Annotated in this window: 12 protein-coding genes; 10 read left to right on the top strand and 2 right to left on the bottom strand. The window is 70.5% G+C overall.

What is annotated here, in order from left to right; genetic code table 11:
- Positions 1–78: 78 nt before the first annotated feature.
- The 5 genes from KME78_RS26005 to KME78_RS26025 all read left to right on the top strand — a co-directional run bounded on the left by KME78_RS26005 (position 79) and on the right by KME78_RS26025 (position 4,699).
- The gene (locus KME78_RS26005; protein ID WP_219531946.1) at positions 79–1,167 is read left to right on the top strand and encodes a sensor histidine kinase; all 1,089 of its coding nucleotides are present in this window, start codon (positions 79–81) and stop codon (positions 1,165–1,167) included.
- A 65-nt stretch (positions 1,168–1,232) separates the two neighbouring features.
- Positions 1,233–1,652, top strand: a complete 420-nt coding sequence (locus KME78_RS26010) for an SRPBCC family protein (RefSeq protein WP_219531947.1) — start codon at positions 1,233–1,235, stop codon at positions 1,650–1,652.
- 53 nt (positions 1,653–1,705) lie between these two features.
- On the top strand, positions 1,706–2,335 hold the full coding sequence (locus tag KME78_RS26015) for a GNAT family N-acetyltransferase (RefSeq protein WP_219531948.1): 630 nt from the start codon (positions 1,706–1,708) through the stop codon (positions 2,333–2,335).
- A gap of 28 nt (positions 2,336–2,363) precedes the next feature.
- Positions 2,364–3,092, top strand: a complete 729-nt coding sequence (locus KME78_RS26020) for a nucleotidyltransferase domain-containing protein (RefSeq protein WP_219531949.1) — start codon at positions 2,364–2,366, stop codon at positions 3,090–3,092.
- 113 nt (positions 3,093–3,205) lie between these two features.
- Positions 3,206–4,699, top strand: coding sequence for a carboxylesterase/lipase family protein (locus tag KME78_RS26025; protein WP_219531950.1), 1,494 nt, complete (start codon positions 3,206–3,208; stop codon positions 4,697–4,699).
- A 10-nt stretch (positions 4,700–4,709) separates the two neighbouring features.
- Here KME78_RS26025 and KME78_RS26030 read toward each other — a convergent pair whose 3' ends face one another.
- Positions 4,710–5,366 (bottom strand): TetR/AcrR family transcriptional regulator, encoded by a 657-nt coding sequence (locus tag KME78_RS26030; RefSeq protein ID WP_219531951.1) that lies wholly within the window; start codon positions 5,364–5,366, stop codon positions 4,710–4,712.
- A gap of 86 nt (positions 5,367–5,452) precedes the next feature.
- On the opposite strand from KME78_RS26030, the gene KME78_RS26035 reads away from it, so the two are divergent.
- Both KME78_RS26035 and KME78_RS26040 read left to right on the top strand, forming a co-directional pair.
- Entirely contained in the window at positions 5,453–6,355 is a 903-nt protein-coding gene (locus tag KME78_RS26035; protein WP_219531952.1) for an SDR family oxidoreductase, read from the top strand.
- A gap of 25 nt (positions 6,356–6,380) precedes the next feature.
- A complete protein-coding gene (locus KME78_RS26040) occupies positions 6,381–10,001 on the top strand; it encodes an NACHT and WD repeat domain-containing protein (RefSeq protein WP_219531953.1) in 3,621 nt (1,206 codons plus the stop codon).
- A gap of 4 nt (positions 10,002–10,005) precedes the next feature.
- Here KME78_RS26040 and KME78_RS26045 read toward each other — a convergent pair whose 3' ends face one another.
- Complete coding sequence (locus tag KME78_RS26045; protein ID WP_219531954.1) at positions 10,006–10,842, bottom strand: NAD(P)H-binding protein; 837 nt, start codon at positions 10,840–10,842, stop codon at positions 10,006–10,008.
- Between the two features lie 69 nt (positions 10,843–10,911).
- On the opposite strand from KME78_RS26045, the gene KME78_RS26050 reads away from it, so the two are divergent.
- From KME78_RS26050 to KME78_RS26060, 3 genes are all read left to right on the top strand, one after another.
- Entirely contained in the window at positions 10,912–11,283 is a 372-nt protein-coding gene (locus tag KME78_RS26050) for a winged helix-turn-helix transcriptional regulator (RefSeq protein WP_219531955.1), read from the top strand.
- 236 nt (positions 11,284–11,519) lie between these two features.
- On the top strand, positions 11,520–12,551 hold the full coding sequence (locus KME78_RS26055) for a LacI family DNA-binding transcriptional regulator (protein ID WP_219531956.1): 1,032 nt from the start codon (positions 11,520–11,522) through the stop codon (positions 12,549–12,551).
- A 68-nt stretch (positions 12,552–12,619) separates the two neighbouring features.
- On the top strand, positions 12,620–13,882 hold the full coding sequence (locus KME78_RS26060) for a sugar ABC transporter substrate-binding protein (protein WP_219531957.1): 1,263 nt from the start codon (positions 12,620–12,622) through the stop codon (positions 13,880–13,882).
- The last annotated feature ends 2 nt before the right edge of the window (positions 13,883–13,884 follow it).

Below are 13,884 nucleotides of genomic sequence, written 5' to 3' on the forward strand. Positions count from 1 at the left end.
ACCCGGTTGGAACCTGCGACCTGGCAGTGTTGGGCAAGTGACACGTCAAAACGGCGACCCGTTCCGCATCGGACCGTCATGACCCCCCGGCAGCCCACCAGGAGGTCCCTGCAGACGCGGCTCGCGCTCGCCTACGCGGCGGGCATCTACGCCGCCGGGGTCCTGGTGGTCGTCTTCGTCGCCGTCCCGCTCGCCAGTGTCCAGGCGACCGTCCCCAAGGGCCACCCCTCATCGAGGGCGATCACCGAAACCGGGCCCGGGATCAGCCTGCCCCAACTCCTCGCCGGATGCGCCGTCGCCCTGGTCGTGCTGATTCCCGTCGCCCTGGCTCTGGGCTGGTTCGTCGCCGGCCGGTTCCTGCGCCCGCTGCGCGCCATCACCGCCACCGCCCAGATCATCTCCGCCGGAAACCTCCACCAGCGCCTCGACCTCGGCGAGCCCGGCGACGAGCTGACCGAACTGGGCCACATCCTCGACGACCTGTTCGCCCGCCTGCAGGCCTCCTTCGACGCCCAACGACATTTCATCGCCAACGCCTCCCACGAGTTGCGCACCCCCCTGGCCGGCCTGCGTACCCTGCTCGAAGTCGCGCTCGCCGACCCCGACGCCGACGCTGACGCCCTGCGCGCGGCCTGCCAGGAGGCCCTCGCTCTGGGCGGACACCAGGAGCGGCTCGTCCAAGCACTGCTCGCCCTGGCCACGAGCGAGCGCGGCGTGACCCGCTGGGACACCCTCGACCTCGCCCACGTCGTCGAAGGAGTGCTCGCCTCCCGCCGCGGCCAGGCAACGGAAGCAGGCATCGACCTCGCCGAACACCTGACGCCCGCGGTGACGGCCGGGGACCCGAGGCTGATCGAGAGCCTGGTCGCCAACCTCGTCGACAACGCCGTCCGTCACAACCACCCAGGCGGGCACGTCCATGTCACCACGCGGACCTCCGGCACCCAGGCGGCCCTCACGGTCACCAACAGCGGGCCGGTCATCCCCGACGACCAGATCCAGCGGCTCCTTCAACCCTTCCAGAAACTGGCGCCTGATCGTCACGGCCGCGACGGCTACGGTCTCGGCCTCGCCATCGTCAATGCCGTCACGCAAGCTCACCACGCCACCCTCACGGTCGGCGCACGCCCCGAAGGCGGCCTGTCCATCACTGTGTGGTTCGCGTAGACAGATAGTCTTCGCGTAGATAGTCTTCGCATAGATTTTCTGTCGAGAGCGGGGAGGGCCCACTGATGTGGACGTACGAGCACAGCATCGAGACCAATGCCATGCCCGAGGCGATCTGGCGCCTGTGGGCCGATGTCGAGAACTGGGGAGCCTGGAACGCCGACATCGAGAGCATCAAGATCAGTGGTCCGTTCGCGGCGGGTGCGGAGATCGTGATGATCCCGGCGGGGGAGGACCCGGTGCGCCTGCGCGTGGCCGAGGCGACGGTCGACGAACTGTTCGTGGACGAGGCTCGTATCGACGGCCTGCTCCTGCGCACTGTCCACCGGCTCGACCGGGGCGAGCGGCTCCGCACCCGGGTGGTGTACCGGATGGAGATCACGGGTGCCGCGGCCGACGAACTCGGGCCGCGGATCGGCCCCGCGGTCACCGCCGACTGGCCTGCCACCATGGCCGCCCTCGTCGAGCGGGCCGGCTCGTTCTGACGCGTCGGTTATTCGAATGACCGCATCCCGAAAGACCGGAACAATCAGCAGGCATGCGCCACTGGCCTCTGCTGAACCTGCGATTGATCACGCCCCGGCTCGAACTGCGGCTCCCCTCCCTGGACGATCTCGATGAACTGGCCGACCGTGCCCTGGAGGGTGTCCACCATCCCGATCTGATGCCGTTCGGCGTCCCTTGGACCGACGCGCCCGCAGCCGAACTACCAGGCAATGTCATCCGGTTCCAGCTCGGCATCATCTCGCAGTGGCGGCCGGAGCGTTGGTGCTGCAACTTCGTCGTCGTTCATCAGGGACGTGTGGTCGGCACTCAGGAGGTGTCCGCCGCCGACTTCCCGGTCACCCGTGAGGTGCATACCGGCTCGTGGCTGGGCCGCGCTCATCAGGGCAACGGGCTCGGCACCGAGATGCGGGCCGCTGTCCTGCATCTGGCCTTCGCCGGGCTCGGCGCCCAGACGGCGGTGTCCAGCGCCTTTCTGGACAACCCGGCTTCACTGGCCGTCTCCGCCAAGCTCGGCTACCAGCCCGACGGCCTGTCGGTGCACGAGGTGCGCGGCCAGCGGGCCGTTCAGCAGCGCCTGCGCGTCGATCGCGACGGCTTCACCGATCCGGTCCCGGTGGAGATCCACCACCTGGAGCCATGCCTGCCGCATTTCGGTCTGTGATGACGCCAACCCCCTCGGAGGACACACTATGACCACCACCCCCACGAACGTGCTGCTCGCCGGCATCGTTGGATCGACCGCGTACGGCCTGGCCGGGCCCGACAGCGACGTTGACCGGCTCGGCATCTACGCCGCCCCCACCATCGACCTGGTCGGCCTGGCCCGCCCCAAGGAGAGCATCGTCTCCACCAACCCGGACCGGACGTTGCACGAGGTCGGCAAATGGTGCGCGCTCACCTTAGGCGGCAACCCGACCGTGATGGAACTGCTGTGGCTACCGGACGACCTGTACGAGACACGCACCCCGCTCGGCGACCAGCTCATATCGATCAGGGACGCGTTCGTGTCGGCGCCGCGGGTCCGCGACGCCTACCTGGGTTACGCCACTCAGCAGTTCAAGCGCCTCGATGACCGCGGTGACGGCTCGTTCTCGGCCGACACCCGTAAGCGCACCGCGAAGCATGCCCGCCATCTGGCCCGGCTCCTGTACCAGGGCCGCGAACTGTACGAGACCGGACACCTGCCGATCCGGCTGCCCGACCCCGACGCCATCCGCGCGTTCGGTGAGCGGATCGCCGACGGCGACACCGAGGAAGCGCGGACGTTGCTGGCGGCCACGGAGGAGGCCTTCGACACCGCGCGCACACCGCTGTCCGCCCAGCCCCAACGCGCCGTGGTGGAGGAATGGCTGCGGCACGTCCGCATCACCTACTGGGAGCCGCCCACGTCGGTGCACGTGGCGATCGGCAGCGAATAAGACGGACCCCGAGACTCCGCTGCTCGGATATCCAGGTGCGGCCGGCCCGCGGTTTGGGTGAAGATGGCCGCGCCTGGCTATGGGAGCCGGCACCCCCGGAAGAGGAGTGTGCCATGAGCGCCATCGGATCCGCAGGCCCGGAGGTCCGGGTGACCACGGGGAGGCTGCGCGGGCGGATGGAGGATGGCGTGGCCGTCTTCCGCGGCGTGCCGTTCGCGCGCCCGCCGGTGGGTGACCTGCGGCTGGCCGCACCCGTGCCGGCCGAGCCGTGGGACGGGGTGCGCGAGGCCGGCGCGTTCGGTCCGCCGCCGCCGCAGTCCAGGTTGCTGGGCAGCTCCGGTGCGGACGGCGCGGACGGCGACTGGCTCACCGTCAATGTCTGGTCCCCTGACCTGGGCGCCGCCCGGCTGCCGGTGATGGTGTGGATCCAGGGCGGGGGCTACATGTACGGGTGGTCCGGCGACCCGGTCTTCGACGGCCGCGTGCTCGCCCGGGACGGCGTCATCGTGGTCACCTTCAACTACCGGCTCTCCGCCGAGGGCTTCGGGCACTTCCAGGGGGCACCGGCCAACCGCGGGTTACTGGACCAGGTGGCCGCCCTGCGCTGGGTGCACGACAACATCGCGGCTTTCGGCGGTGATCCGGACCGGGTCACCGTTTTCGGGGAGTCCGCCGGAGCCGGCAGCATCGCGGCGCTGATGGTGATGCCCCAAGCCGCCGGTCTGTTCCGGAGGGCGATCGCGCAGAGCGTGCCCAGCCTGTTCTTCTCCGCTGAGCTGGCCGCCGACATCGCCGCCGCCGTGGCCGGTGAGCTGGGCGTGGCCCCGATCGCGAGCGAAGTCGCCCGCCTGTCACCGGAGCGGCTGATCAACGCCGGGGACACGGTGGCGGACAAGATGGGCGACTTTCCGCAGTGGGGCCGGGTCGCGTACCTCCAGTCGCTGTTGGCGCCGGTCGTGGACGGTGAGGTGCTGCCCGCGGTGCCGTGGCGGGCACTGGCGGACGGGGCCGCGCGCGATGTGGAGCTGATCGTGGGGCACACCCGCGACGAGTATCGGCTGTTCATGATCATCAAGGGCGACACCGGTCAGATCACCGCCGAGCGGGCGGCCACCGCGCTGCGGGAGCTCGCCCCGGACGCGGAGGCCTACCGGGCCGCCTACCCCGGGGCCGGCGAAGAGCGGCTGTACGAGCTGGTGCACTCCGACTGGGTGTTCCGGATGCCGTCCGTCCAGCTGGCCGAGACCCACCAAGGGCGGGCCCACCTGTACGAGCTGACCTGGCCGGCCTCCGGCATGGGCGGCGATGTCCTCGGCGCCTGTCACGGGCTCGGCCTGCCGCTGACGTTCGGCAACCTGACCGCTGGAGCGGCGGGATTCCTGCTCGGACAGGAGCCGCCACCGGCCGCGGCCGAGCTGTCGGCCCGGGTACGCGCGGCGTGGATCGCCTTCGCCACGACCGGGGACCCGGGCTGGCCGGCGTACGAGCCGCAGAACAGGCATACCTGGGTCATCGACACCGAGCCCGGCATAGCCGCGTATCCGGAAGAGGTCTCCCGTGAGTTGTGGGCCGGGCACGCCTTCGCCCCGCTCACGTTGCGGGCCTGACCTAGCCGGTTCAGCGCCGTCGTGGGGGATCAAGGTCTGGCTGATCCCTCAGCTGGGCGGCGAACAAGGGCTCCAGGGCGTTCACCATGAGCGTTCTGGAGCGCTCGGTTCCGCCGGCGACCCTGCCCGCCATCGCCAGTGACACACAGCCGTGCAGGAACGCCCAGATCGTGTCGACCGCGCCGGGAGGATCGGCCAGCTCGGTGCCCCGCGCTTCCGCGATGCCCTGCAACGCGATGCGGAAGACCCGGAAGGCGTTCTTGGCTTCCCGCGGGGTCTCGGGCGTGCCGAACGGCACCCCGTCCATGCCGTTCATCGCCTGGTAGAGCTCCGGTGAGGCGAACGCGAACGCCCAGTACGCCTCGGCCATCGCGACCAGTCGCCCCTCAGGGGAGCCCGCCGCGGCCAGGCGCAGTCGCTCGGCCAGTTCGGTGAAGCCGACCATCATCAGCTCGACGAACAGTTCCTCCTTGTTCGAGAAGTGCTGGTAGAGGATCGGCGCGCTGTATTCGAGCTTGCCGGCGATGCGGCGGATCGTGACCGCGTTCCAGCCCTCCTCGGAGGCGATGATCCGGGCGGCCTCCAGCAGCCGGACCCGCATTTCCCGTCGCTCCCGCTCGCGCCGCTTCTGGCTGGCGCTCGGTTCGGGCTGGGCCTTCGTCGTCACGTTGCGTCCTCCCATTGACGTCGGCATCCTATCGTCGGTCTAATGTCTATCAATGTTAGATTTATGAACGATGTTAGGAGAGAAGCATGATCGTCGTGTTCGGCGGGACGGGCAGGGTCGGCCGTCAGATCGTGGAGCGGCTCCACCAGGAGGAAAAGGCAGTGCGCGTCGTCACTCGTGATCCGAGCTCGGCAACCGCGGTTCGGGGCGTCGAGGTCGTCGCGGGCGACATCCACGACCAGCGCACGCTGGTGCGGGCCGCGTCCGGCGCGGAAGCGATCGTCTGCACCATCCAGGGCGGCGACGGCAAGGGGAACAACGGCCCCAAGGGCATCGAGGGCGCGGGGATCCCGCGCCTCATCGGCGTCGCACGCGACACCGCGGTCGAGAACTTCGTGTACATCTCGTCCGCCAGTGCCCGCGCCGACAGCCCCGTCGGGTTCTTCCGGCTCAAGTTCGAGGTCGAGCGCCTCCTGCGCGCCAGCGGCCTGCCGTACTCGATCCTGCGGCCCACCCACCTGATGGACACCTGGGTGGAGCTGCTCGCCGGGTCCATCACCGGGAAGGGGAAGGCCACCGTGTTCGGCTCAGGCGCCAGTCCCGTCTCCTGGGTGGCCGGGAAGGACGTCGCCAGGGTCGCCGCCGCGCTCGCCGTCCGCCCCGGCGAAGGCTGGTCCGCCGACCTCGGCGGCCCCGAGGCACTGTCGCTGACGAAGGTCAACGACCTCATCGCGGCCACGCTGGGCCTGCGGATCAAGAGCGAGAACAGGATGCCGGTCGGGATGCTCCGGGCGATGAGCCCGCTGACAAGGCCGTTCAACGAGGTCCTCGCCCGGCGGATGCAGATGGGGGCACTGCTGGACACCCAGCCGCAGATCGTCGACTCCAGCGCGGTCTGGGCCCGGTTCGGGGAGCCGCTGTCCCTGTCGGCGTGGCTGGAGATCAATCGCCCGAGCCTTCCCGTACCCGTGAGCGACGTTGATCGGTGAGGCCGTACGTGATGAGAATCAGATCATGGGGACAGGGGATGCGGGCGGCCTCCGCCGAGCGGAGTCCCGGGAGTGGGATGGGGGGTGCCCGTACCAGGGGTTGGCGCCGTTCGAGAGTGACAGGAGCGAGCTGTTCTTCGGCCGTCGGCGGGCGATCCGCAACCTGCTGGAGCGGCTCGGGCCGAGGTTGACGGAGGACGGGTGCGTCCTGCTGGTGTCGGGTGCCTCGGGTGTCGGCAAGTCGTCGCTGTTGCGGGCCGGTCTGATGCCCGCGCTGGGCGAGGGGACGCTGCCGGTGCCCGGCTCGGGGGAGTGGCCCCGGCTGCTGATCACACCCACCGCGGACCCCTTGCGCGCGCTGGCCGAGGCGTTGACGGAGACGTACGGCGGGCCCGTCGAGACGGTGTACGAGACGCTTCGGGACGATCCCGAGGCGGCTCTCGCGGAGGCCGGCCGCTTCGTCCTGGTGGTCGATCAGTTCGAGGAACTGTTCACCCTGGTGACCGACGAGCAGGAGCGGCAGGCGTACGTACGGGTCCTGCGGGCCATGGCCGAAGGCGCGCCGCGCGCAGGGGTGATCATCGGGGTGCGCGCGGACTACTGGGACCGTTGCGCGGCCTATCCGCAGTTCGCCGGGGCCATCCAGGACGGCCAGGTCATCGTCGAGCCGATGGCGGAGGCGGATCTGCGGCTGGCCATCACCGGTCCCGCCGCCGCGGTGGGCCTGGAGATCGAGCCCGGCCTGGTGGAGACCATCCTGGGGGAGCTGACCGCCGGCGATCGTTACGAGGCAGCCTCCCTGCCGCTGCTGTCACAGGCCCTGCTCAACACCTGGGAGAGGCGCGAGAACGGCAGGCTGACCACCCGAGGCTATGAGGAGTCCGGCCGGGTCCGTGACTCCGTGCGGCGTACGGCCGACGAGGTCCTCGGGCGGCTGTCGGCGGAGGACCGTAAGGCCGCGCTCCGGATCTTCCGGCGGATGGCGCTGATCACCGCGGGCGGGCGGCTGGCGCGGCGCAGGGTGACACTGGCCGAGATCCACGCCGCCGGGTCCGCGCACTCGGCGGAGCGGCGTGCCCAGGTCGAGGAGCTGCTCTCGGCGTTCGCCGACCGGCGCCTGCTCACGCTGCACGAGGACGGCGCCGAGATCGCCCACGACGCCTTGCTGACCGCCTGGCCCACGCTGCGGCAGTGGCTCGAACCCGACATGACCGCGCAGGCGGTGTACGACCAGCTCGTCGAGGACGCCACGCAGTGGGCCGAGAACCACCGCGACCCCGCATACCTCTACCGGGGCGGTCGGCTGCTGGCGGTCCAGGACAGCCGGCCCCGCTGGGACCGCGACCCCGGGAGCTTCCCACCGCCCGGCCCCACGGTGGAGCGCTTCGTTACGGCGTCGACGGGGGCGGCACGGCGGGCGGGCCGCCGCCGGCGCCTCGTCATGGCCGGTCTCGCGGCGCTGTCGGTGCTCGCCCTGGTCGCCGCCGGCGCCGCCGTCAACGCGGCCGGCAACGCCGACCGGCAGGCGGACAACGCCGACCGGCAGCGACGGCTGGCGCTCTCGGGCGAGCTGGCCGCGGAGAGCGAGGTCGCCGATGATCCGGTGACGTCCGCGCTGCTGGCCGTGACGGCGTGGCGGATCGCGCGGACTCCCGATGCCCGCCACCGCATGCTGGACGCGGCGGCGCATGCGGACCGGGGGGTTTTCGCCGCGCGGAACGGCTCCGTCACCGAGCTGCTGTTCAACCGCGACGGCTCGATCATCGCGACCGGAGGCGACGACGGCGTCGTGCGGCTGTGGGACACGGTGTCACACCGGCAGCTCGGCGCCCCGATCGTCCACAAGGGGAACTTGTGCGTCCTGGCCTTCCAGGCGGCCTTCAGCCCGGATGGGAAGGTCCTGGCCACGGCCTGCTTCACCGGCGTCCTGTTCTGGGACGTGTCCACGCGCCGGCCGCTGGGCGGCCCACTGGACGCCAAGGCAGGGGTGTCGGCGATGACGTTCAGCCCGGACGGCAGGACCCTCGCGACCTCGACCCCCGAGGGCGCCGTACGGTTGTGGGACGTGGCCACCCGCCGCCAGATCGGAGCCGACATCGGACGCCCCGACCACGGGTCCGTCCGGAAGGCCATCAAGGAGGTGGCCTTCACCCCGGACGGGAAACGCCTGATCACCGCCGGGGCCGACGACACCGCGCGGATCTGGGACATCGCCACCCGCCGCCAGGTCGGCAAGGCGCTCACCGGGCACACCGGCGACATCAACGGCATGTCCCTCAGCCCGGACGGGTCCACGCTCGCGACGATCAGTGTGGACCGGACCCTCCGGCTGTGGAACCTCACCACCCGCAAGCAGATCGGCGGCGCCCTGCGCGACCCCGGCGGCTTCCGCGGAATCGCCTTCAGCCCGGACGGGAAGAGGCTCGCCACCACCGGAGGAGACGGCCTGACCAGGCTGTGGGACACCGCCGGCCGCCAACCGGTGGGCCCGCCGCTGACCGGCAGGCGATCGAACGTCGCGCGCGTGGCCTTCAGCCCGGACGGCAGGACCCTCGCGGCCGCCGGCGGGGACGGCAAGGTGTGGTTATGGGACCCGAGGGCGCACCGCCAGATCGGCACCGGGATGCCCGCCACCTTGGACGTCGTCTTCAGCCCGGACGGAAAGATCCTGGCCGCCTCCGACCCCGTGGTCGCCCTGGGCACCGGCGCGGCCGATCGTGGCGTCCGGTTCTACGACGTGGCCACCCAGCGCGAAGCCGGACCTCGCCCGCGCCCCGAAGGCGACCCCGCGCCTGATGACAACGCCGTCGTCCACTCGATCAGGTTCAGCCGCGACGGGAGGACGTTCAGCACGGCGAGCACCGACGGCACCGTACGGCTGTGGGACACCGCGACCCGCCGTCAGATCGGCGACGCCGCCCAGCTCGGTCCCAACGCGGAGTTGAGCCCCGACGGCCGGCTGCTCGCCACCTGGGTACGTGGCGGTTCCATCGGATTCTGGGACGTCGTGGGCCATCGCGAGGTCGGGCCCCGCATCACCGTTCCCGGCCACACCGACCTCGTTCCGGCGATGGCGTTCAGCCCCGGCGGCGCCACCCTCGCCGTGGCGGGCAATGACCATACCGTGCGGCTTTTCGACGTGGCCACGCACCGCCAGATCGGCGCTCCGCTGAACGCCGGCGTCACGAGCTTCCACACCGCTCTGACGTTCAGCCTCGACGGCAGGACCCTCGCCACCACGGCGGAGGACGGCACCGTACGACTGTGGGACGTGGCAGGTCAACGCGAGATCGGCGCCATCCTGACCGGTCACACCGACGTCGTCGCCGCGATGGCGTTCAGTCCCGACGGCAGGACCCTCGCCACCGGGTCCGCGGATCACACCGTACGGCTCTGGGACGTGCCGACCCTCCGCCAGATCGGCCCCCCGCTGACCGGTCATACGAAGAACGTGGTCGGGGTCGCCTACAGCCCGGACGGGACCACGCTCGCCACGGTGAGCGCCGACAGGACCCTGCGGCTGTGGAACGTCGCCGCCCCCGCCGACCCCGCCGCCACGGTCTGCGCCGACGCGGGCCGCTCGTTCACCCGCGCCGAATGGCAGCGCTATGTGGTCGGAGAGGCATTCCGGCAGGTATGCCCCTAGGTGGTTAGCCGAGCAGGGAGCGGACGTACTCGCCGACCGGCCTGGTCGGGCGGCCGATGAGGTCGCTCAGCGTGCCGGGGGTGTCGGCGAGCCAGCCACGGGAGATGTTGACGTCCACGTCGGCCAGGAGCCCCGCGAACGGAGCCGGGACGCCGGCGCCGGCCAGGACACCCGCGAAGTCGTCCTTCGGCAGGTTCTGATACGCGACCTCCTTGCCCGAGACCTGGGCGATCTCGGCGGCCAGGTCGGCGAGGGCCCAGGCGGTGTCACCCCCCAGCTCGTACACCTTGCCGTCGTGGCCCGTTCCGGCCAGCACGGCGGCCGCTCCGGCGGCGTAGTCCGCGCGGGCGGCCGAGGCGATCCGGCCGTCGCCGGCGGCGCCGTAGACGGCGCCGAGCTGGGGGGCCATCGCGATCGACTGCTCGTAGTTCTCGTGGTACCAGTTGTTGCGCAGGATCGTGTACGTCACGCCGGACGCCTTGACGTACTCCTCGGTGGCCCGGTGGTCGGCGGCGAGGCCGGCCTCGGTGGTGTCGGCCTTGGGCGCGCTGGTGTAGACGAGCGTGGCGCCGGCCTCCTTGGCCGCGTCCACGACCGCCGCGTGCTGTTGGACCCGGTTGGCGTCGATGCCCGAGATGAGCAGCACCTTGGTGGCGTCCTGGAGCGCGCTCTTGAACGTCTCCGGCCGGTCGTAGTCGAGCTCCCGGACCTCGACGCCCAGGTCGGCGGCCTTCTCCGGGGTGCGTACGGCCGCGACGATCTCCGCTGCCGCCACGCGCTGCTTCAGGTCCTCGATCACCAGTCGGCCCAGATGTCCGCTTGCTCCGGTCACCACGATCATGATTGTTGTGCTCCCTGGAAGTTAGTACTTTCGAAAGGTAAGTGCTTGCTAGGGGGTAAGCTAGCACGTATGGAGGAGTTCGAGAACCTGGTGGCCGATGTCTTCTCACGCAAGTGCACCTCCCGCTCGGTGCTGGAGACCATCACCGGCCGGTGGGCGATCCTGGCGCTGGTGGCCCTGCATGAGGGGTCCTACCGCTTCAACGCGCTGCGCCGCCGCGTCGACGGGGTGAGCGAGAAGATGCTGTCCCAGACCCTCCAGGCCCTCGAACGCGACGGCATGGTGCTGCGCGTCGCCGAGCACACGATCCCGCCCCGGGTCGAATACAGCCTCACCCCGCTCGGCCGCGAAGCCGCCGAGCACCTGGTCCCCCTCATCTCCTGGTCGGAGGACCGCATGCCCCAGGTCGCCGCCGCCCGCGAGGGCTACCAGGGGCGTTAAGCGCGCCTGGCTGTTTCCGGCATGTCACGATTCGGTATCGCGCTCTTGACGTCCGCCGCCTCGTGAGTAAAAGTCGAGCCACATCGTTGAACCGGTTCGCTTGATTTCGAGGAGCCGTAGGCGGATACCCCGCGAGTCGCGGGGGCGTCAGCATGGCAATCCCCAGGGAATAGTGCGTTCTGCTCGACTTTTCTGGCGTTATCGTCGAACCGGTTCGACAGTTATGGAAGGTGAATGTGGCGACGATCGGAGACGTGGCCCGGGAGGCCGGGGTGAGCCGCAGCACGGCGTCGTACGCGCTGTCGGGCAAGCGGCCCATCTCGGAAGAGGTCCGCCTGCGCGTGCTGGCGGCGGCCGAGGCGCTCGCGTACACGCCGAACGCGGGCGCTCGCGCCCTGGCCACCTCCCAGACCAAGGTCCTCGGTCTGCTCGCCCAGTTCCACGAAGACGAGTTCGCGCCCGCGATGATGCAGTACATCCTGGGCGTCACGGACACCGCCCGCGACCTGGGCTACGACACGCTGCTGGTCACCGAGGCCGACGGCGCGCGGGCGCTGCGGCGCATCACCGACTCCCGGATGGTGGACGGCGTCGTCCTGATGAACATCGCGCAGGAGGACTCACGACTGCCCATCCTGCGCGCGGCGCCGCAGCCCGGCGCGCTGGTCGGCCTGCCGGGCGACTGTTCGGGGCTCGACGTGTTCGACCTCGACTTCGAGGAGGCCGGAAGGGGCATGGTGGACCACCTCCACCGGCTCGGCCACCGCGAGCTCATCCTGGTCTCGCAGCCGGAACACGTCGTCGAGCGCGGCGGCGCGTACGTGTGGCGGCTGAGGGACGCCGCACTCGAACGCGCGCGGCAGCTCGGTGTCACCCTGCACGCGGTGTACGGCGAGTCCCGGCAGCCGGCCGTCGGGCGCCTGCTCAACGCCTTGCTAGACGCGCACCCCTCGGCGACGGGCCTGCTGATCAACAACGAGGCGGCCGCCGCGGCCCTGCCCTCCGTCACCTACGAGCGGGGACTCCGGGTGCCCGAGGACCTGTCGGTCATCGGGCGCTACTCCGCGGAGTTCGCCGCCACCTTCTCTCTGCCCTATTCGTTCATCGAGAGCGCACCCGACCGGTTAGGAGCCATGGCGGTACGCCAGCTCGTACGCCGCGTGGAATCGGCGGCGGCCCGGACCGAGCCGTTCGTCGTGCGCTTCATCTCTCCCGAACTGGTGTCCCGGGGAAGCACCGCACCCCCGAAAGCCCCGCCCGCCCGCTGAACTGCGGGCCACAGCCCTGCGACCGTCCGGCCACAGTAAAATGTGAGCGCTAACATTGGAGGAATCCAATGCCCCGTCCATCCACGTCCACGAAGATCGGTGCCGCCGTCCTGGCACTGTCCGCCCTGGCCGCCTGCTCATCCGCTCCCCAGGGCGGCGGCGCCGCCACCAGCAGCGCGTCCGCCGGCGGCGCCTACACGTGGTGGGACCCGTACCCGCAGCACGACCCGGCCTCCGCCTGGGCCAAGCGGGTGAACGCCTGCGGGCAGCAGGCCGGTGTCACCATCCAGCGCACCGCGTACGACACGACCGCGCTGACGAACCAGGCCCTGCTCGCCGGCCAGGAAGGCAACGCGCCCGACGTCATCCTCCTCGACAACCCGGCCGTCTCCACCCTGGCGGACGCCGGGATGCTCACCTCGATGGACGAGTTCGGCCTCGACACGGCGAAATTCGACAAGAACCTCATCGCCGCCGGAGAGCTGGACGGCAAGACGTACGGCATCCCCATCGGCGCGAACACCCTCGCCCTGTACTACAACAAGAAGATCCTCGACGCCGCCGGCGTCGACCCGAAATCGATCAAGGACTGGGCCTCGCTCAACGCGGCGCTGAAGAAGGTCAAGGCGGCGGGCAAGAAGCCGATCACCTTCTCGGCCATCGGCACGGAGGAGGGCTCGTTCCAGTTCCTGCCGTGGTTCTGGGGCGCCGGCGCGCAGCTCACCCAGCTCGACTCGCCCCAGGCCGCCGAGGCGCTCACCCTGTGGAACACGTGGATCAAGGACGGCACCGCGCCCAACTCGGTCATCAGCAACTCCCAGAACACCACCTGGGAGGAGTTCCTCACCGGCGAGTTCGCCTTCGCCGAGAACGGCACCTGGCAGATCAACAGCGCCGCCAAGGTCGGCTTCCCCACCGGCATCGTGCAGATCCCGGGCAAGGACGGCGGGGCCGCCCCCACGCCGACGGGCGGTGAGTTCATCACGGTCCCGGTGCAGAAGGACACCCAGCGCTACACCACCACGAAGAAGATCCTCGACTGCATGACGACGCCCGAGGGCCTGGTGGAGACCGGTACGACGTTCGCGTACTACATCCCGTCCACCGCGGACGGGCAGAAGGCGATCCTGGCGAAGGAGCCCAGCCTGCGGCCATGGGTCGAAGCGGTGCGGTCGGCGAAGGGCCGGACGAGCGACAACCTCGGCACCAAGTACCCGAAGATCTCCGAGGCCATGTGGACGGCGGTGCAGAAGGCGCTGAGCGGCACGGCGAGCCCGGCCGACGCGCTCAAGGCGGCCCAGGCCCAGGCCAAGCGGGCGATCGGCGGCTGAGC

The sequence above is a fragment of the Nonomuraea guangzhouensis genome, assembly GCF_019396345.1.
Taxonomy (GTDB): Bacteria; Actinomycetota; Actinomycetes; order Streptosporangiales; family Streptosporangiaceae; genus Nonomuraea; species Nonomuraea guangzhouensis.